This is a genomic window from Echinicola soli, assembly GCF_006575665.1.
GTDB lineage: Bacteria > Bacteroidota > Bacteroidia > Cytophagales > Cyclobacteriaceae > Echinicola > Echinicola soli.
In genome coordinates this window covers 1,783,449-1,803,310 of the sequence record NZ_CP041253.1, presented here as the reverse complement: position 1 = coordinate 1,803,310, position 19,862 = coordinate 1,783,449, and the positions used below count along the sequence as shown (strand labels likewise).

Here is a 19,862-nt window from a genome sequence, read left to right as displayed (position 1 = left end):
TGATTATCTCACAAAAGCAGCGGCCACACCACCATCAACATTCAGAATATTACCTGTACACTTGCTCAGGTGACCACCTACAAAGGCAAATACACCATTGGCTATGTCATCTACACCGATGATTTCGTTCAGGATCGTTCTTTTTGCATAGAAAGCCGGCAGTTCCTCTACGGTGATGCCATAGGCTTTGGCTCTGCCCTTTGCCCATTCGCCTTCCCAGATTTTACTTCCTTCGATCACGGCATCAGGATTCACCACGTTTACGCGGATTTTATCCTTGCCCAGTTCAGCAGCCAGCAGACGGCTCATATGTACCTGTGCGGCTTTGGCAGTGCCATAACCTACGTTGTTAGGGCCGGAAACCAAGGCATTCTTACTGGCAATATTGATAATATCACCGCCAAGGTTTTGTTCTCTCAAAATTTCCACACCGGCTTTGGATACGGCAAATTGGCCTTTTACCAGTATATCCTGTAGCAGATCCCAGTCTTTTTCCGAAGTCTGTTCGATCGGCTTGGAGATGGCCAGACCAGCACAGTTGACAATGATATCCACACCACCAAATTTCAGTGCGGCTTCCTTATAGGCTTTTACGATATCGTCTCCCTTGGTCACGTCCATCACGGCACCTGCTCCCACATCTTTAGAATAGGTAGCTACAGCTTCATCCAGACGATCCTGGTTGATATCCGTAATGAACACGCAAGCCCCTTCGCTGGCAAGCTTGTCGGCAATGGCCTTGCCAATGCCACCGGCACCGCCAGTCACCAACGCTACTTTTCTGGAAAGCGGTTGTTCCTTGGGCATACGCTGAAGCTTGGCCTCTTCAAGCAACCAGTATTCTATATCAAATGCCTCCTGCAAAGGCAGGGCAACGTATTCAGAAACGGCTTCCGCACCGCGCATTACATTGATCGCATTGATGTAAAATTCACTGGCCACACGTGCTGTCTGCTTATTTTTGGCATAAGAGAACATGCCTACTCCTGGCCAAATGATGATCACAGGATTCGGATCACGCATGGCGGGGCTATTGTCTCGCTTATGGTCTTCGTAATATTTCTTGTAGTATGCCCGGTATTCTTCGAAATCCTTTTGTAGCTTTTCCTTGATTTCTTCGGCATTGCCCAAGTCAATATCAGCAGGAAAATCCAATACCAAAGGCCTGATCTTAGTTCTGAGGAAGTGGTCAGGACAGCTTGTTCCAAGCGGTGCCAGTTTTTCCAGGTCATGGCTATTGCCAAACTGCAGGACACGCTCGTCATCGGTGAAGTGACCGACCATTCTGTTGTATCCTGAAGCTAGGCCTCTTAGCACGGGGGCAATGATGGAAGCCTGCTCTTTACGCTGCTCTGGAGCCAGCGACTCCAACTTTTGTCCTCCAAAGACCGGCCGGTCTTTGCCATAATTTTGCTCCAGATATTCAGAAGCTTTGTCAATTACCTCAAGGCTATTGATATAACAATCATAAGCCGTGTCTCCCCAAGTGAACAGTCCGTGACCGCCCAACATGATGCCGCGGATACCAGGATTATCGTTCAGTGCCTTTTCCAACTGTAGGGCCAGATCAAAACCGGGGCGCTGCCACGGTACCCAAGCAATCTGTCCTTCGAAAAGTTCTTCGGTGATCTTCTCACCGTCCTTTGATGCCGCGATCGCAATGGCCGCGTCAGGATGCAGGTGATCAATGTGCTTAAACGGCAAGAAAGCATGCAACGGCGTATCTATAGATGGCGCCTTAGAGTCAAGATCATAGATGCAGTGGTTAAACAAGCCGACCATCTCATCTTCAAACTCTAAACCTCGGTATACATTCTTCAGGGAATGCAGCTTCTCCACATAAAGACCGGCAAGGCCACTTCTCTTCAAAGTACCGATGTCTCCACCTGATCCTTTTACCCACATCACTTCTGTCTCCTCCTTGGTCAAAGGATCGATTTCCGTGGTCTTACAACTGGTATTTCCACCACCGTAGTTAGTGATGCGAAGGTCCGCACCAAGGATATTGGACCTGTAGATTAGAAGGGCTACCTCGTCTCCTTCTAGTTTCTGGGCTTTTTGCTCATCCCAGAGGTAATTTACATGCTTAAAAGTACGTTCTGCTGTGCTCATTATTTATGTATTTTTTTAATTGCAGATTTGAAGTTTATAATAGCGAAATTATTCTTTTTAAACTAAAATACTGTCCTGTTCTGTACTGATAAAACCGCCTGCATAAGGATTTGATCGTCAATCACATTACTTGATCTCAAACCTAATTTCTTCTTTGGCTGACTTTATTCCTGCTGCCCAAAGCACCTTTTCGGCCACATCATAGCTCCAGCCTGCCTGGCCATTTTTGATGGCCGCTGCATCTAATGGGCTAAGCCTTTCCCCGTCCAGTTGTACCTGCGTAGGAGGGGTTTCTGTGTGAATTTTCAAGACATAGCTTCGTGCCCCAGGATCATAGCTTCCTTCCGCCTTGCCCACCAGCACTTCCAATCCGTCCTCATGCTCATTGGTTTGAAAGCGCGTCTCGGAATAATGGCCTTCCATATATTCCTCTGAAACACCATCATCCTCAAAAAGACGGTATGATGAAGAAGCTCCGGGAAAAATATCAAGGGTGATCGTGCCATAGGCTTGCTTATTGTCATAGGTCACCGCATCCTGCATGGGAATGATAGCCCCTTCCTTCACAAAAATCGGCAGCTCATCGAGGGGAGTGACAATATTATAGTATCGCTTACCCTCATATTTGGTACCATCCCAGTAGTCGTACCAGGTACCCTCTGGCAAATAGACAGTTCTGGTCTGGGCCTCTTTAGTCAATACAGGACATACGATCATGTGATCGCCAAAATAATATTGGTCGTCCACTGTGTAGGTATTATAATCATTTTGGTGCTCCAATACCAAGGCCCGCATGATCGGCTTACCCGATTGGTATTGCTGAAATGCAGTAGAATAAATGTAAGGAATCAGGCGATAACGTAGTTTATCATATTGGGTAAAGATCTCCTCTGCCGTGTCACCATAGTTCCAAGGCTCTTTATATCCTGGGTGATCCATCCCAAACACATGTGCCACGGGGCTGAACATCCCAAACTGTACCCATCTGGCAAACAATTCCGGATCAGCATCATGCTCAAAACCTCCCATATTATGCGACCAGTACCCTACACCGGACAGGCCGATATTGATCCCTGCTTTTATCACAGGTCCATAATATTGCCATTCACTGGGCCAGTCCCCTGCCCAGATAAAGGGATAGCGCTGGATGCCGGCATAGCCTTCACGGGTATGATTCATACCGCGCATGCTGTTGTATTCTTTGAATTTCTCATAGGGCGCTTTTGCATAAGCTACAGGGAAGACATTGTGGAGCCTTCTGGCCTCTTCAGTCCTTGGCCCTGTCTTGTCGCTTTCATTCGCCTTACGGCCAAAAGCACTTCCCTCATCGGTTTTAAGGAACATGGCACCAATCTCTGCGATTCGCATCACGCCCTTGTCCCACCACCAGTCCACAGCCTCTTCATCAAAGAAATTGACAAATTCGCCGGGATTATCTTCTTCTGGATAGACATACCCTTGGTCCCGTGCCTGATTCAGCAGGTCCAGCTTTTTGCCATTGTCAAACCGGGGCCTCAGGTGAAGCCCTACCATATTGACGTCCATGGCATAGAGACTGTCAAACATACTCTCTGGATCTATAAAGGTCTCCCTCCATTCAAAGGTCGTGGCTCCGCTACCACCGTTTTCACCAAACATCCTCCAAGTAGAATCCAAGTGCAGCACATCAAAAGGAATTCCTTTTTCCCTGTATTTTCTGGCAAGCTCTACTACATAGTGCGTACTGGTCATTTCTTCATGTCCCCATGTACCTCCACTATAAGTCCCCACGTGAAGCCCATGGGCGAAACGCGGCAATAATGGTGACCGGCCTGTCAGACCGGTATAATGATAAAGCAACTTGGAAAAATCTGGTCCATACATAAAGAAATAATCCAGCTCACCACCATCTGCCTCAAAGCTCAAGTGCTCATTGCTCTCGGAACCAAGATCCCAATGTGTTGCATAGGAATTATGGAAAAAGATGCCGTAGCCCTTTGTGCTCATAAAAAAGGGAACAGGAGCATAATTGGCCTCCATTACATTATAAGCGCCAATAATATGAGGTCTACCTAATCCTCTACCCACGTTCAGCTCCACCTCTTTGCCCCTACGATCCAAAAAGTCCATGCGCTCACCAAAGCCGAAAAAGTGCTCATCTGGCTGTAGCGTTTTTACTGCTCCCACCGTCTCAGCATCCTGATAAGCTCCACCGTCAGCATCTGAAACATCCTCGCCGGAAAGCAGATTCCCCTGTGTGTCATACACACCAATGTTTAAGCTGAATTGGTCCACTTTCACTACCAGTCTGCCTGTCTCGAAGGTAAAGCTACCTTCCTCTTTGGTCGTTTTTACAGGAAGAAGATCAAACGCTTGCTGCTTGAGCATATAGGAGTATTGTTCTTCAGGCTGCTCGCCCCAAAAAGTCTTCACTCGAAAGACCTCGGGTGAGTGAAATTGTAGCTGCAGATTTTTGTTTCCGGAAGAGATCCGGTAGGTGTTTTGGTCCTTAGAAAGTTCTCCTGAACTATTTTGGGCTATTAAAAGGCCAGTTTGAGCCAAGAAAATGAAAAAAGCTGCAAAGAAATGTTTACTATTCATGTAGCTGTTAATTGATTTTATAGGTTTATTTACGGTAACTTTAATGTCATATTTGGAAAGCAGGACTCCACCTTCCGAGGGGAAATATAAGTCATTTCTTATCCAATGGTGTACTTTACTTACCTGTCCATGAATCGGATGGGCTTGACAGTGTTCGCACGTATATATTTCGGAATGGCCACATCGGCATTACTCGGGCTCGAAAAAGCTGATGCCCTTTTACCCGATTTCCCCGAAAGATTTATGCCTGCCTAAACACCGTTTCGCCTCCTTCATCCAAAACAGTATGGTGCAGGATGAACATTCGGCCTGCCAAACCTATATTAGGATTTCGAATCAAAAAACTATGCGAGTAGGACTCTTTATACCTTGTTATGTAGACCAGTTTTATCCCGGAGCGGCACAAGCCACCTTGGAGCTTCTGGAAAAATATGGCGTAGAAGTCGCCTATCCCCTTTCCCAGACCTGCTGCGGCCAGCCCATGGCCAATTCAGGTTATGAAAGATATGGAAAAGAATCTGCTGATCTCTTTATGAAGAATTTCGGCCAGTTTGAGTACATCGTGGCACCTTCTGGCAGCTGCACTCTTCATGTCAAGGATCATATCCTTCCGAAAACCGAAGACTCTCCCAAGATCTATGAACTTTGTGAGTTTCTGACGGATATTTTGAAAGTAGATAAAGTGAATGCCAGCTTCCCCCACAAAGTGGGATTCCACTCGAGCTGTCACGGACTACGCGGACTACGCCTGGCCAAGTGCTCAGAACGAATGGATCCGGAGTTCAACAAGCCCCTTTCCCTGCTGAGCAAAGTCGATAACATCGAAATGGTAGAGCTTGACCGTAAGGATGAATGCTGCGGCTTTGGAGGAACTTTTGCCATTGCAGAAGAGGCCATATCCGTCACCATGGGCAATGACCGAATCGCTGATCATCAGCGAAATGGTGTGGAAGTGCTCACTGGTGCCGACATGTCCTGCCTGATGCATATGCAAGGCCTGCTCAAACGCCAAAAAAGCCCCATCAAAGTGATGCACATCGCCGAAATCCTTAACGGAAATAAAGTGGAGAGTAACGGGTAGTGAGACTTGAGACAATTTGCCCCTCCCCTTGCAGGGGAGGTTAGGCGGGGTAGATTGGGGCAGACAAGCACAATTCGTTATGGATGGCTGCTGCTCTTCTTATAGCAAAAGTCCAGAGGAGTTAAGGAATTGGTCTAAAATTCCATCTAGGGATGGACCAGTTATTACTATGTTTGACAATGAAATCTAATAATTCATCCGGTCAACTATAATCAGGGAAGTACAAATAACCAGTTGTGGCAAGTCTACGACTTGGCACTTTGTAAACTTGAGTCTCCGACTCGCTAAAACAGGATAGACACTTAGAAATATTGAAGTTCTAAGATGGATATTCCCGCTCTTTCCTACCAACACTTGGCAGGTCAGAGACAACAGCATAATATAATGGAAACATGAAATTAAAGACCCACGCCGAAGAAGCGGCAGAATTTATAAAAGACGACGCCAGGACCCACTGGCATGACGAAACCCTTTGGCATGTGCGTTCCAACAGGGATCGTTCTGCCCAGGGAATTCCCGAGTGGGAGACGCTGCGGGATACGGCTTCAGCGACCAAAGACTATGTACTTTCCCATCTGGGAGAGTTGTTGGAACAATTTGAAGCCAATGCTAAAGCGAATGGTGTAGAAGTACTGTGGGCCAGGGATGCCAAGGAGCACAATGAACATGTTTATCGCATCCTTCAGGAAAACAAGGTCAAAGACATTGTCAAAAGTAAATCCATCCTGACCGAGGAATGCGGCCTGAACCATTACCTCGAAAACAAAGGTTACGATGTGGTGGACACGGATTTGGGTGAACGCATCATCCAATTTGCAAAGCAGACGCCCAGCCATATCGTACTACCGGCCATCCACCTAAAAAAGCAGGATATTGGAAAGATTTTCCATGACCATATCGGCACTAAAGAAGGCGCCAGCGATCCTAACTATCTCACAGAGGCCGCGAGACAGCACTTGCGCAAGAAGTTTGTAGAAGCCAATGCGGCCATCACCGGTGTCAACTTCGGCATTGCCGAAACGGGTGGCTTTGTGGTCTGCACCAATGAGGGCAATGCCGATATGGGCACACACTTGGCAGATGTCCACATCGCCTGCATGGGCATCGAAAAGCTCATCCCAAGAGCCGCCGATTTGGGTGTTTTTCTTCGCCTTTTAGCGCGAAGCGCTACGGGACAGAGTATCACCAACTACAGCTCCCATTTCCATCGACCTGCCAAAGGCAAAAAGCTCTACATCATCCTAGTGGACAATGGCAGAACTGAGCAACTAGGCCGGGAAGACTTTAAAAACTCGCTGAAGTGCATTCGTTGTGGGGCATGCATGAATACTTGTCCGATCTACCGACGAAGTGGAGGACACAGTTATAACTATGCCGTCCCAGGACCTATAGGCTCCATCCTCTCTCCTGGAAGGGACCTCAAAAAACATAGCACCTTACCTTTTGCCTCCACCCTGTGTGGCTCCTGCTCGGATGTCTGTCCTGTCAAGATCAATATCCATGAACAGCTCTATAAATGGCGCCAGGTGATTACCGAAAACACCAATATGGACACCAGCAAAAAATTGTCTATGAAGGTGGCCGGAATGACCTTCGGGAAGCCTGTCCTCTACGACCTGGCAGGAAAAGCAGTCAGAACAGCCCTGAAGATCACCCCCAAAAGTTTGGTCTACAGCAGTATCAACGTGTGGGGGAAACACAGGGACCTACCAGAAGTCCCCAAGGAGAGTTTTAAGGAATGGTATAAGAAAAACAGAAAACAATGACCAGCAAGGAAGCCATATTAGCAGCAATAAAAAACAACAAGCCTGAAGCCACCCCTTTACCGGATTTTCTTACATTTCCTGAAGAGGAGAATCTCGTAGATCGGTACGAAAAAGGATTGACGGGCAATGGCGGCAAACTCCAAGTGGTGAATTCTATGGAAGAATTGGATGCTTTCGTAAAGGAACACTACTCCAATGACCTACTTATCGCCTCATTGGTGGAAGAGGTAAAAGGGAATGTGGACGTAAGTAAAATCTCCGATCCGCACGACCTGGAACATGTCGAACTTGCTGTTTTGAAAGGGGAATTTGGCGTATCTGAAAATGGGGCCATCTGGATGCCAGAAAAAAATGTCGTCCATCGAGTGCTTCCTTTTATCGCCCAGCACTTGATCATTGTTATCCGCGAAGAAACCTTGCTCACCGATATGCACAGGGCCTATGAAAAGGTCAATGTGGCAGATGATGGCTACGGAGTGTTCATCGCAGGTCCCTCCAAGACAGCCGATATCGAGCAGTCACTGGTCATCGGAGCCCACGGTCCCAGAAGCCTGACGGTGTTTTTGATAAGAAAGTAAGCTCAAGAAACAGAAAAACACGCGACATCATGGATCAAAAGGCGATCCACATAAGTGTCTCACTGATCCAATGGGTTTTTTCACCGATACATTTTACTAACTTAATGACATTGGAGCATCCCTTTAGGGCAATACCTCAATTCTTTTTGGCTCTTTATGGAATACTGTGGGTAAATTATCCACGGGACTGTCCAACAAGTGCGGAAAGAGCAGGGAAATAGTGGATCAAGCGAAAAAGTTGGGGGGATTAGGGTTGGTTTCGATAGCACGCAGATAGCGCAGATTAATAAGATCTGCGCTGATTTTTTATAATAAACGCGATTTAAAATACCGTCATAGCGAGGAAGTATAGCCTGTCCCGAGCTATCGGGAACGTGGCAATCCCGTATTAAGAAAACGAGATTGCTTCACTCCGTTGCTCTGCATCCGCAATGACGGATTTATACTGATTTTATAATCTTCACATTACTATTGCTAAATGAAAGAGAAATATGCTTACCAAAACCACCTGGAAATCTCTCATCTTCCAGAAATATTGCTTGGTCCGAAATAGTTTTGTTCCTACGGCACACCCCCCTGGAGGCATCCTGATCTTACCAGGCTTAAATGCCCAGCGGCATTGGCCAGGACTCCCTCCTCACGGTTTTAGCCGACAGAAATGTCAGCAAGGATGCTCCTTAGGAGCATTAGCTTGGTAACAGAAATTGGAGACAGCATCCTAACAGTGCCGTAGCTACTGACCATAGGCAAGGAAAACATATGATTATCGACTGTATCAGGAGCATAGACACCCAATTCATCCGTCCACGCGATTCTTCGATCTCCATAGCCCGCTACCGCTCGGTTTACCCATAGTAAATCATATAGAATCCATAATTTGAGCACTCCTTCGTCACACGAGAAAAAATGATCCCTTTTTTCACAAAAAAACAATAGTTAGGATGCCTGTAGTGAATGGCTGCGGGGGGTAGTTTGAAACTACCCCAAAACCACGCCTTCCAGCAACTGCGTCCAATCAAATATTTCCCAATCTCTACTCCTCGTTTAAGTCCAACACTTTTTGGATATCCTTGAAATCACCAAAAAGTACCAGTATATCGTTCTCTTCAATGACCGTACTGCCACTGACCACACCCAAGACCTTTTGACGCTCCTGCATATCTCCGAAAAGATTTGGTCGATTTCTGATCTTGATAATGGTTAGGATATTGACATTAAAGCGATTTCTCACATCTGTTTCGCCGATGGTCTTGCCAATAAATTCTTTTGGAGCATTGAGTTCTACGATATTAAAACCGTCAGAAATATCAAAACTGTCGATCACTCCTTTCATCTCCAGTTTCTTGGCCAATCGCTCGGCAGTCTCTTCCTCTGGGTGGATGATTTCGTCAATACCGATGGCCTTAATTACCGTCTCGTGGGTATTGGTAATGGCGCGGCTGATAATCCGTTTGGCCTGCAACTCCTTAAATACCGCAGTGGCCATAATAGATGCCCCCATATCTTCACCAATAGCGATCAGCACGACGTCAGTATCCTTTATCGGCAGGTTTTTGACAGCCTGTTTATCGGTGGCATTCATGCAGATGGTATGGGTCACCTTTTCCTTGACCCCTTCGATTTTGGACATATCACTGTCCACACCGATGACCTCATGGCCCTTATCGGTCAGTCGGGCAGCTAAATAAGCCCCAAAATTCCCCATTCCTACTATGATAAATTTCATATCCTTAGTTGTTAGTTCTTACGTTATTGGGCCAATCATCCACGGCCCACTGTTTACAGACATTATTGAAACCCACTTCTTGATACTTGGCACCTTGTATGCTTAGGTGATAAAGACACTTTCTTCTGGATAGCGATAACTCAAGTTCTTAACCCCCTTGCTAATGGCAATCAGCAATGTGAGTATCCCTACCCTACCAATAAACATGGTCAGTATCAATACCATTTTACTTCCAAAGCTCAAGTCCCCTGTTATGCCAAGACTTAGCCCCACCGTGGAAAAAGCCGAAAAAGCCTCAAAAACCACACTCATCAATGGCAAATCCCTATCAAACAACATCAAGGCAAAAACCGCTGTTCCAATGACCATAAAAGAAAGAAATGTCACCGCAAAAGCTTTTCTGAGCGTACTACTGGAAATTTCCCTTCTAAACACTTCCACCCTGTCTTTCCCTTTAGCAATGCTGAAGGAACTTAAAATGGCCACTGCAAAGGTACTGGTCTTCAAGCCCCCTCCGGTGGAACCTGGAGAAGCCCCTATCCACATCAAGAGCAAATAAATCAGCACTGTAGGCACTGAAAGTACCGACATGTCCACAGTATTAAACCCTGCCGTCCGGGGCGTCACTGCCCCAAAGAACGAGGTCACGAGCTTCCCATAGGTGTCTAATCCCGCCAAAGTATGGTTTGTTTCCAAAATCCAATAGGAAACAAAGCCTACCAAAATCAAAACCCCTGTCGTCAGTACAATCAACCGTGTTCCAATATTGACTACCCTGGGCAAATGTCGATAGCTTTCCTTGAAAACGATCTTTCTAAACATCCCCCGGATGAAATGCTTCAAGTAACCATAATAATTAAGCACTACAGGAAAACCTATACCTCCCAAAATAATAGAAACAGCAATGATAAGCTGCATATTATAATTATCCCGGAAGCCTTGCTCATAAAGGCCATTGCTCAGGATGCTGAACCCTGCATTACAGAAGCCGGAAATACTATGAAAGATACTGAAGAATATCATTTCACCTACACCACTGAACAAATCGCTATTCAATGAGAAAAATATCAGTATCGCAGCAACGCCCTCCACCAGAAACGTAAATAGGATGACTTTCATCAGTGTACTGAATATCTCTCCAAAATTATCCTCATTGATAAAATCCTTTAGGAAAAGCTGGTTTTGGATACTAAAGCTCCCGCGAAAGAAGAAGCCAAAGAAACTCGTGAAAGTCATCATTCCCAAACCTCCCAGCTGGAACAACAGCATAATGATCAATTGTCCGAATAGGGTAAAATCCTTGGCTGTATCCAATACGATAAGGCCGGTAACACAAACCGCACTTGTGGAAGTAAAAAGGGCATCAATTAAGTGAATGGGGCCATTGGTTGCATTTGGCAGCATTAACAGTACCGTGCCAATCAAGATCAGCACCAAAAAGCTGAGAATAAATATCAGCGGAGGATTTAACTGCAATTCATTAACGCCCAAACTCACTTTGGAAAGCTCAATCAAAAACACCCCTGCTACCAGTAAATCCACCAAGAACCGGTCGGTCGTCGCTTGGGTGACCACATCCAGCCCAGGAATGGCGTAATCTGTAAAGATAAACAGGAGGATACCACTGATGATCAATATGGCCACCAGTTCCGAAATCCGTTTATTGCTAAAAGGTGTTTTGGATTTGATCAAAAAGTACAAGGCAAGGTAACCTGCCCAAATGGACGACAACATGATTTTCAGCAGCAAATGAGAATCTGCTTCGGTCAAAAGCGGCTTTTCAAAACCTTCCTCATAAATCACCAAGGCAAATCCAGCAAAGCTAAGTACCAGGATTACTTTTTCGATGATTTGTTTGATCAGCTTCTTATCAAGATTCATACTTCTGAATTAAATGCGGCAAAGTTAGGCCAACTTGGCAAAAAACAAATGATATATTTCGGTTTTAATTAGTATCAAAGTCTTGTTCCACAATATTTGCAGTGATAGGCGTCTTCATCATGCCCGGTAGCATGACAGGTATGGCAAGACCGCTGATCTTGCTTGCTACGCTTTGTAGAAGCTGATATTTCAGAGGTGACAATCCCCGTAGGAACCGCGATGATCGCATAGCCCAACAGCATGATCAATGAAGCCATAAGTTGGCCAAGTGGAGTTGCAGGAGAAATGTCACCATACCCTACCGTCGTCAAAGTGACGATAGCCCAGTACATGGCTGTTGGGATGCTGGTAAACCCGCTCTCCGGCCCTTCTATAAAAAACATGACCGTGCCCATTACCAAAACGATGGTCACGACAGATCCCAAGAATACCTGGATCTTTAATCGGCTATTATATAATGCCTCGGTCAGTACTTGCGCCTCTCGCAGGTATCGACCGAGTTTCAGGACCCTTAGTACCCTCAAAAACCGCAGTGCCCTGACCACTGCCAAGAAATGGCTATTGGCCACGACCAAGCTAAGATAAGTGGGCAAGATCGCCAGTAGATCCACTATTCCGTAAAAACTAAAGACATAGCCTGTCGTACGTCGGCTTAGCCAGACCCTCAGCAAGTATTCAACGGTAAAAAGGATGGTAAAACCCCACTCTAAGAGATAAAACACCGTCCCATATGCATTGTGCAATGCTTTTACAGAATCTAAAATCGCTATCGTCACACTGCCCAAAATCGCCACCAACAGTATCACGTCAAAACGCTTGGAGGCGACATCATCGGATTCAAAAACAATATGCGCCAGCCTTTTCCTTGTCAACTTCATGATATCATTGGGCTTCTAAACCATTGGATGCTTACTCACTTTGCTTAGCAATAATCCATATCGCATGGATGATCCCCGGAATAAATCCCAACAACGTCAGGAGGACATTGATCCAAAAGGACTTGCCCAATCCCACGGTGAAAAACACCCCCAAGGGAGGTAATATCACGGCCAGTATAATACGAATGATATTTGTCATAACTTTTTTTGTTTCTATTGTCTTTCGTTATAAAACTTATTCTTCTTCTTTCTCTTTGTTCAGCTGGTGTTTATCGAGTAATTTTTCGTAAGAATCTTTCTTTAGATGGTCTGCATCAGGCTCACCAATCAAGAAACTAAATGGCTTTGTAGCATCGGTCATTTCAAAAATAATCTTCATCACAGCCACCATAGGAATAGCCAAAATCAATCCTCCCAATCCAAATAACATCCCACCCAAAAGCAGTGAGATGATGGCAATCAGCGGATTAAGGCTTACTTTTCCTCCTACGATATTTGGTGTAATGAAATTCCCCTCCAGAAACTGTACCACCTGAAACCAGCCAATAACACCCAGCGCGTACCAATAACTGTCCATCGTAGCCAGCGCAAAAAGGGCTGGAATAACAGAACCGATGGCCACCCCGATATAAGGGATCAATATCAATATTGCTGCAAGAGTACCGAAAAACCAAGCGTATTCCAATCCCATGAGCAATAAGCCCACCGTATTGAGCACTGCAATGATCCCCATGACCATCACCAGCCCCAAAAGGTAGCTCTGGATGACATGATAAATTTTATCGATCGTATCCACCATTTTACTTGCGGAAGCTCCTTTGACAGCCTGAATGAGGAAATCTTTAAAGAAATCCCTGTAATACAAGAAAAAGAATGTGTAGAGTGGCACAAGGATGCCATTGGCAAGTGTCCCGCCGGCTGAGCTGAAAACAGATGTCAGGTATTTTCCTACACCGGAAAGGGACTTTTGGCCCTCCTCACGGATTCGCTGTGTCAATTCCCCTGGCTGCAGGCCAAATGTGGACTCTAACCAACCTTGGATGCTATCATAGATATTACCAAAATTATTGGCAATATCCTGGCCGTCCTTTCCAATAACAATTACCTGGTGTACTATAAAATACAACAGCCCTGAAAGAATCATGGACGCCACAATGACCGAAATGATGGAGGCTGCCGCCCTTGGCAGTTTTATTCTTTCCAAAAAGCTACATAATGGAAATAACATAATAGATATTACCAATGCAAACATCAAAGGCACCAACACACTTTTTAAAAAGTAGGCGACGGCCACTGTCAGAAACAGGACGATTAACTTTGCTGCCAGTATGATGCTACTGGGGTATTGCTTTTCCATAAAAACTCCTTTGAAAATTGTTTATAAATTATTTTCGTCAATCGATATTTTCGCCCGGGGTATCGAAGATAAGCCCCATCCTCTTGGCTCGTTCGGCCCATTTGTTTCTGGCCAATACTTGCATATCCCTTTCCTCATCACTCTCATCCTGAATTTCCATGCCCAGCAGTGTTTCTAAAATATCCTCCATCGTCACGATACCAGACATGCCGCCATATTTATCGACGACCAAAGCGATGTGTTCACGTTTATTTAGCATAGTTTCTAAAACCGACGGAATCGGATAATGCTCATACACAATGGTGATTTCACGCTTAAGCTCCGCAAGCTTTTTGCCAAAATTATCCTCGGCAAGCTGTGCCAGTACATCATGCTTCATGATATAACCTGTGATATCGTCAATAGTTTTGTTATAAATCGGAAATCTCGAAAACCTTCTCGAATCAGACTTGGCATAAAAATCCTTCACGGTTTCATTTTCCTCCATGGCTACAGTGACCGTCCTTGGGGTCATGACATTGGTGACCAAAATCGATCTAAACCGGATGAGATTTTGAATAATCTTAGACTCATCTTCCCTAAATATCCCTTCTTTGGTGGCGATGGTCGTCATGGCTGCCAACTCCTCACGACTGGTGGTATGCTGGTCATCGGATTTAAAAAACTGTGTTAAATATTCAGAAACCTTTACCAGCGGATAAAGTCCATAGATCATCACCTTAAGGATTCCTCCAATAAAAGGCACCAGCTGTTTCCAATAGTTAGCACCGATGGATTTGGGAATGATTTCTGAAAACACCAAGATGGCAATGGTCAGGCCTGCGGAAATATAGCCAAAATACTGCTGGCCAAAAACCTCCACCGCCTGCGCACCCACTCCTGCAGCACCCACCGTATGGGCGATAGTGTTAAAGGATAGAATGGCCGCCAAGGGTTGGTTGATATTCTCTTTTAGCACCATCAGCTGCTTGGCATAGGCCTTTCCTTTTTCCTGCAGTGTAGCAATGTACGAAGGTGTAATGCTTAGTAGCGCTGCTTCCAGCATGGAACACAAAAAAGACACCCCTATCGCCAGCGTCAGGTAAAGGATTAATAAAACCATATGAGTATATGTGGTATTATCATTTAAATTACTAAAAATAAACAGGTTCTTCAATTAGCTATAACAAAATCATGCCACGACTTGCAGCCATGGCATGATTAAGTGGTAAATAAGCTTATAATGTCATATTCATGAACATCGATTTTCTTCTTTGCCGATCTGTTCAGGATTATTTTTCCTCATATTCAGGCACCTTCGGCTGGATGGGGGGATGCTCTCTCAGCAGTCTAAGTGTTTCCTCTATGGCTTTTTCCAATTGTGGATCGGTGCCATTGGCCAATGCAGTAGGGTCTTCAGCTACCTCAATATCAGGATCTACGCCATGGCCCTCTTTGAACCAACCGCCATCAGGGTCAAACATCCTAAAAGTAGGTACGGTCACCGAGCCTCCGTCAATCAGGGAAGGAGCTCCCGAAATGCCGATCAACCCTCCCCAAGTCCTGGTCCCGATAAGTGGGCCAAGACCTGCCTTGCGGAAATAATCCGGAAATGCGTCACCACCTGATCCACTCCAGCCGTTTATCAGCATTACTTTCGGGCCAAAATTGGCGACTTGTGGCCACTGCCATGTCTCACCATCCCGCACTGCCCAAAAGGCCAACGGCTTTCTGTCAAGTAATTCGATAAATCTATCCGGAATCTGACCTCCATTATTGAAGCGTTCATCGATGATCAGGCCTTGCTTGTCAAATTGTGCATAAAACATCCTGGCCAATTCCTGCTGTCCGTCATAGCCTGTACTCGGGACATAGATATAGCCGATCTTACCATCCGTAGCTTCCTCAACACGCTTTCTGTTTGCTTCTATCCAAGCCAGGTTCCTTAGCCGTGTTTCCGAGCCAAGTGTCTTAACCATTATCTTTTTCGCACCGTCCAGGTTGGGCTTGTCATTTACGGTCAGCTCCACGGTCTCCTTTGCCAAATCCTCAAAGGCTGCCCAAGGATCCTTTTCCATATCCAATGGCACGCCATTTACCGCAAGAATAAAATCCCCTTCACCCACATCCACGCCAGCTTCATCCAACGGCGACCTGGCCTCATTGTCCCATGGAGCACCTCGGATGATCTTCTTCACATAATAGGCATCATCTTTCACGCCCCAGTCGATGCCCAAATAACCAACAGACTTGCCAGAAGCACTTTCTGTATCTCCCCCGCCCCTGTAGGTATGGGATGCACTGATCTCCCCGATCAGTTCTCCAATGATGTAGTTGACATCTTCCCGGGTGATCGCATTATCGATCAACTTACCATAATGGTCACGCATGGCTTCCCAGTCTACTCCGTGCATGTTAGGGTCATAGAAGAAATCCCGCTCCAGGCGCCAGGCATCATTAAAAATCTGTCGCCACTCTTCTTTGGGCACCAGTGTCATCTCCATCTTGTCCGTAGGCATTTTATCCTCCAGCTTTTTGCCTTCGCCAATGCCGATGATGCCAAAAGCACCTTGGGAAACTACCAGGGCCTTTTCCCCATTGGCCGTCAAGCGGTATCCGCTGACATTGCCCATCACGGTCTTGGATTCCCGCTCTTCCAGATCATAATAGACAAGTTCTGATTGATGGGATTCGGAACCAGTGACGGGATGTTTTAGGTAAAGTATTTTGCCCTTTACTGCTCCCAAACTGCTATAATTACCTGCTGCTGGCGGCAAAACCACCAGCCGTCGCTCCAAACCATCCCAATCAATTTTTACGGCTTTCTCTTTTTCTTCCTCATCGCCTTCTTCCTTCTTTTTATCATTCTTGCTTTTGCTGTCTTTTTCATCTGATTTTTCTTCCTCCTTCACTGAGGTAGAATCATTCTTCGGTGCCAATGGAGAAGCCGTTTCCTTGCTCAAAGGAATCGCTGCCAATTGGGTGGCATTGGCGTAGACCCAAGTGCCTTCAAAGTCACTGTACACCGGATCAAAATCCCGGTTCGTCAAGCAGTACAAATATTTTCCTTCCGGTCCAAAAACGGGATTATTATCACTATAAAAGCCTGAGGTCACCTGGTGGAGTTCCCCAGCTTCCGTATCAAATACCGCAAGGGCATTGTGCTGATTGGTGAGATTCTTTTCAAATGCCAAATAGCGGCTATCCGGTGACCAGGAAACTGAAAAATTATCAAGACCATATTGAAACAGGGATTTCTGCTTGTCCACATGGGTGGTTTTATCCTTTTCCTTATCGTAGACATAAATGTCCATGGCCTTATCCACGAAAGCCAGCTTTTTGCTATCCGGTGACCAATAGAGTTGATAGCGATAACCTGCTCCATATGCACTAAGTTCCTTTTCCTCGCCACCATTTTTCAGGTCTTTGATCGTCAGCTCATACTCACCGGACCGATCACTCCAATACGCCATATAGCGTCCGTCCGGTGACCAAGAAGGATAGCGCTCCGCCACACCGGAAGATTGTGTAAGGTTGATTACTGGACCATCCTTGGCAGGAACTGAGAAGAGCTCTCCGCGCGCCTCGAACACGGCGCGGTTACCATCGTAGCTCGGCCATACATTTTGGATGAAATCCTTCACATTTTCCTTTCGCGGCATTAGTGAAGCTACATCGGTGCTCACTTGAATGCTCACTGCTGCATATTCCTCAGAAGCCAAGTTCAGCAAATAAATCTTGCCTCCCGCGGTAAATACGATTTCTTCCTTTCCAATACTTGGAAACAGTACATCAAAATCACTGAAATCCGTGATTTGTTCAATGTCCTTACTAGCCAAATCATAGCTGTAAATATTGTTACGTTGATGCGCTCCACGATCGGACAGGAAATATATCTTATCGGCCGTCCACATGGGGAATTCGTCATTATAAATGCTATTACTGATATTCTCAGAGGCATGGTTCGCTAGATCAAAGGTGTAAATATCCGTGGCCATTCCTCCTTTATAGCGCTTCCATGTCCTAAACGCCCTACTTTTAGGTGTGTAGGCAATTTGCTTACCGTCTGGCGAAATCATTCCAAATTCCCCGTAGGGAACCGAGAGCTTTTCGGCCAATCCACCATCCACTGATACTTTATAAAACTGGTTATACCGCTGCTTCTCGCTTTCACGGGAGGAGGCAAACAATACGTGCTCCCCATCACCGTACCAGTCCACCATTCGATCGCTCATACCATGGAAGGTCAAACGATCCGGCACGCCGCCTTGTGATGGCATCACATAGACATCTGTATTGCCATTATAGATTCCACTGAATGCCACTTTGGTACCGTCTGGTGAAAATTTAGGGAAAGACTCCGTTCCTTTTGAGGTGGTCAGCCGATTGGCCAGTCCTCCTGCCTTGGGAACCATCCAGATGTCACCGCCATAGCTGAAGGTGATATGGGTGTCAGACACATCGGGGTATTGGGCAATCTTGGCATCCACCTGCGCCCAACTGGCAATAGGCACCAACAAGGCGGCACCTATTAATTTGCTAAGTTTCTTTAACATGATCTCTGAACGTTTTAAGAAAAATCAATTTGATACAAAACCATCGAACGTACGCCACCGTGCACAATTCCAACAAAAAACCGCTCGGGTCTTCCAAAGATAAAAAAATCCTCGAAAGTGGTGTAAAGTAGTTGGAATATTGAAAAATTTGAGGATTGATAGGTCGGAAAATTACAGGACTTTATCCTGCCCTGTAAGCCTCTCGTCACTTGCGATCATTAATTACCTATTTTATGATAATAAACCAGTAAGGATTGCAATCTTTCACCTGTTTTAATAGGAGCAATTTTTATTTCTTTGAGTATGAATAAAATCGTTATCCTTACCGTTCTCCTGGCATTGCTTGGACTACTGTTGTTTTCGTGCTCGACCAAGTCCACCATCATCAAAAACCAATATTGCACTGTTTGCATGAATAAGCAGGACACGATAGTGGTGGACATCTCATTGCCTTCTTTCTCCATTGAAGAAAACGCTAGGCTGAACAATATCATAATAGGACTCTTTAAAGACCAAGGATTCCAACATGTCTTTCGTTGGTACGAACTGGAATATGATCTCTTGGTAAACGGCATCAAGTCCGTTAAAACCGCCGAAGACCTGGCCTTTGCCCATAAAAAGCTAGGTGTGAAGTACGTGGTAAAATCCAACTTGGAACGATATCTGGAAAGACAAGCCAATAGCGACAATGTCAGCAAGCCAACACTGTCATCTCCACATCCAAGAGGACCTATTCCCGTCAGTAATGAAAGTACCGTTAGCCTAAACTTGATAGAAGCCAACCATAACCAGCTGGCCTCTAAACTTACCATTCAAACCCAAGGAAGGGTCCGTACCAAGGACGATGATGACTATGGCACCAGCTTTTCCTCCACGGCTTCTGCCTGGACCACCTTGGAAGATGGCACCAGACGCGGAGCCCGCTTCATGATCGCCGACTGCCAATGCCCGAAAGGCAAATACGCCAGACGCAAGAAAACCAAGTAACCGATTGAGATTGGAAGGTTAAAAGGTTTCAAAAATGGTGGTGGAGAAAGAGCCATGGGGCATTTTATTTATAATGTGAGGTTATGGAAACCTAAAATTAATGGGCTGGTTTAATGGGCTTTCCACTGGACTTCCTGATCTGTCCAAAGCAGGTTTAAAACCCCAAGGGTACAGCGACATTACGCTAACTGCCTCATGCTGCAAGCTCAAATCCACATCTTCAGGATTCATCACATCAATCCGTGTCAACTTTCCTTCAGCATTAATCTTTAGGCTCAAGTGGACATTTCCTTCGATTCCTTTTCGGCGACAGTCCTTTGGATATTTAAGAATAAACGGTCAAAATAAAACCAAATCATGAACACCAGCAAATCCTTAGAT

The 19,862-nt window shown here is 45.6% G+C and carries 15 protein-coding genes; 4 read left to right on the top strand and 11 right to left on the bottom strand.

What is annotated here, in order from left to right; translation table 11 throughout:
- Window positions 1–3: 3 nt before the first annotated feature.
- The gene (locus tag FKX85_RS07505; RefSeq protein ID WP_141614142.1) at window positions 4–2,112 is read right to left on the bottom strand and encodes a bifunctional aldolase/short-chain dehydrogenase; all 2,109 of its coding nucleotides are present in this window, start codon (window positions 2,110–2,112) and stop codon (window positions 4–6) included.
- A 126-nt stretch (window positions 2,113–2,238) separates the two neighbouring features.
- A complete protein-coding gene (locus FKX85_RS07500) occupies window positions 2,239–4,692 on the bottom strand; it encodes a TIM-barrel domain-containing protein (protein WP_141614141.1) in 2,454 nt (817 codons plus the stop codon).
- A gap of 346 nt (window positions 4,693–5,038) precedes the next feature.
- Between FKX85_RS07500 and FKX85_RS07495 the strand changes: the two genes are divergently transcribed.
- From FKX85_RS07495 to FKX85_RS07485, 3 genes are all read left to right on the top strand, one after another.
- Window positions 5,039–5,773, top strand: a complete 735-nt coding sequence (locus tag FKX85_RS07495) for a (Fe-S)-binding protein (RefSeq protein ID WP_141614140.1) — start codon at window positions 5,039–5,041, stop codon at window positions 5,771–5,773.
- 392 nt (window positions 5,774–6,165) lie between these two features.
- Window positions 6,166–7,539 carry a lactate utilization protein B gene (locus FKX85_RS07490; protein ID WP_141614139.1) on the top strand — a complete coding sequence of 458 codons (1,374 nt, stop codon included), beginning with the start codon at window positions 6,166–6,168 and terminating at the stop codon, window positions 7,537–7,539.
- Window positions 7,536–8,117, top strand: coding sequence for a LutC/YkgG family protein (locus FKX85_RS07485; RefSeq protein ID WP_141614138.1), 582 nt, complete (start codon window positions 7,536–7,538; stop codon window positions 8,115–8,117). The genes FKX85_RS07490 and FKX85_RS07485 overlap by 4 nt, the downstream gene beginning before the upstream one ends.
- 645 nt (window positions 8,118–8,762) lie before the next feature.
- Here the strand turns inward: FKX85_RS07485 and FKX85_RS07480 are convergent.
- From FKX85_RS07480 to FKX85_RS07445, 8 genes are all read right to left on the bottom strand, one after another.
- Window positions 8,763–9,002: a hypothetical protein gene (locus FKX85_RS07480; RefSeq protein WP_141614137.1), complete on the bottom strand. Its 240-nt coding sequence runs from the start codon at window positions 9,000–9,002 to the stop codon at window positions 8,763–8,765.
- 148 nt (window positions 9,003–9,150) lie between these two features.
- On the bottom strand, window positions 9,151–9,843 hold the full coding sequence (locus FKX85_RS07475; RefSeq protein ID WP_141614136.1) for a potassium channel family protein: 693 nt from the start codon (window positions 9,841–9,843) through the stop codon (window positions 9,151–9,153).
- Between the two features lie 102 nt (window positions 9,844–9,945).
- Window positions 9,946–11,724, bottom strand: coding sequence for a TrkH family potassium uptake protein (locus FKX85_RS07470; RefSeq protein ID WP_141614135.1), 1,779 nt, complete (start codon window positions 11,722–11,724; stop codon window positions 9,946–9,948).
- Window positions 11,725–11,798: 74 nt separating this feature from the next.
- On the bottom strand, window positions 11,799–12,602 hold the full coding sequence (locus FKX85_RS07465; RefSeq protein WP_141614134.1) for an ion transporter: 804 nt from the start codon (window positions 12,600–12,602) through the stop codon (window positions 11,799–11,801).
- 31 nt (window positions 12,603–12,633) lie between these two features.
- Window positions 12,634–12,801: a YqaE/Pmp3 family membrane protein gene (locus FKX85_RS07460; protein ID WP_141614133.1), complete on the bottom strand. Its 168-nt coding sequence runs from the start codon at window positions 12,799–12,801 to the stop codon at window positions 12,634–12,636.
- A gap of 36 nt (window positions 12,802–12,837) precedes the next feature.
- Window positions 12,838–13,959: an AI-2E family transporter gene (locus tag FKX85_RS07455; RefSeq protein ID WP_141614132.1), complete on the bottom strand. Its 1,122-nt coding sequence runs from the start codon at window positions 13,957–13,959 to the stop codon at window positions 12,838–12,840.
- A 37-nt stretch (window positions 13,960–13,996) separates the two neighbouring features.
- Window positions 13,997–15,061, bottom strand: a complete 1,065-nt coding sequence (locus tag FKX85_RS07450) for a hemolysin family protein (protein ID WP_141614131.1) — start codon at window positions 15,059–15,061, stop codon at window positions 13,997–13,999.
- A gap of 169 nt (window positions 15,062–15,230) precedes the next feature.
- Window positions 15,231–18,494 carry a S41 family peptidase gene (locus tag FKX85_RS07445; RefSeq protein ID WP_141614130.1) on the bottom strand — a complete coding sequence of 1,088 codons (3,264 nt, stop codon included), beginning with the start codon at window positions 18,492–18,494 and terminating at the stop codon, window positions 15,231–15,233.
- A 303-nt stretch (window positions 18,495–18,797) separates the two neighbouring features.
- Here FKX85_RS07445 and FKX85_RS07440 point away from each other — a divergent pair, with 303 nt between their 5' ends.
- Complete coding sequence (locus tag FKX85_RS07440) at window positions 18,798–19,481, top strand: hypothetical protein (RefSeq protein WP_141614129.1); 684 nt, start codon at window positions 18,798–18,800, stop codon at window positions 19,479–19,481.
- Window positions 19,482–19,562: 81 nt separating this feature from the next.
- Here the strand turns inward: FKX85_RS07440 and FKX85_RS21875 are convergent, their stop codons facing one another.
- Window positions 19,563–19,814, bottom strand: a complete 252-nt coding sequence (locus tag FKX85_RS21875) for a TonB family protein (protein WP_141616735.1) — start codon at window positions 19,812–19,814, stop codon at window positions 19,563–19,565.
- Window positions 19,815–19,862: the final 48 nt, after the last annotated feature.

Coding starts and splice junctions, on each gene's coding strand:
- FKX85_RS07465 (WP_141614134.1), bottom strand. CDS start 12,602: ATGAAGTTGACAAGGAAAAGGCTGGCGCATATTGTTTTTGAATCCGAT.
- FKX85_RS07455 (WP_141614132.1), bottom strand. CDS start 13,959: ATGGAAAAGCAATACCCCAGTAGCATCATACTGGCAGCAAAGTTAATC.
- FKX85_RS07500 (WP_141614141.1), bottom strand. CDS start 4,692: ATGAATAGTAAACATTTCTTTGCAGCTTTTTTCATTTTCTTGGCTCAA.
- FKX85_RS07445 (WP_141614130.1), bottom strand. CDS start 18,494: ATGTTAAAGAAACTTAGCAAATTAATAGGTGCCGCCTTGTTGGTGCCT.
- FKX85_RS07505 (WP_141614142.1), bottom strand. CDS start 2,112: ATGAGCACAGCAGAACGTACTTTTAAGCATGTAAATTACCTCTGGGAT.
- FKX85_RS07495 (WP_141614140.1), top strand. CDS start 5,039: ATGCGAGTAGGACTCTTTATACCTTGTTATGTAGACCAGTTTTATCCC.
- FKX85_RS07490 (WP_141614139.1), top strand. CDS start 6,166: ATGAAATTAAAGACCCACGCCGAAGAAGCGGCAGAATTTATAAAAGAC.
- FKX85_RS07460 (WP_141614133.1), bottom strand. CDS start 12,801: ATGACAAATATCATTCGTATTATACTGGCCGTGATATTACCTCCCTTG.
- FKX85_RS07485 (WP_141614138.1), top strand. CDS start 7,536: ATGACCAGCAAGGAAGCCATATTAGCAGCAATAAAAAACAACAAGCCT.
- FKX85_RS07475 (WP_141614136.1), bottom strand. CDS start 9,843: ATGAAATTTATCATAGTAGGAATGGGGAATTTTGGGGCTTATTTAGCT.
- FKX85_RS07440 (WP_141614129.1), top strand. CDS start 18,798: ATGAATAAAATCGTTATCCTTACCGTTCTCCTGGCATTGCTTGGACTA.
- FKX85_RS07450 (WP_141614131.1), bottom strand. CDS start 15,061: ATGGTTTTATTAATCCTTTACCTGACGCTGGCGATAGGGGTGTCTTTT.
- FKX85_RS07470 (WP_141614135.1), bottom strand. CDS start 11,724: ATGAATCTTGATAAGAAGCTGATCAAACAAATCATCGAAAAAGTAATC.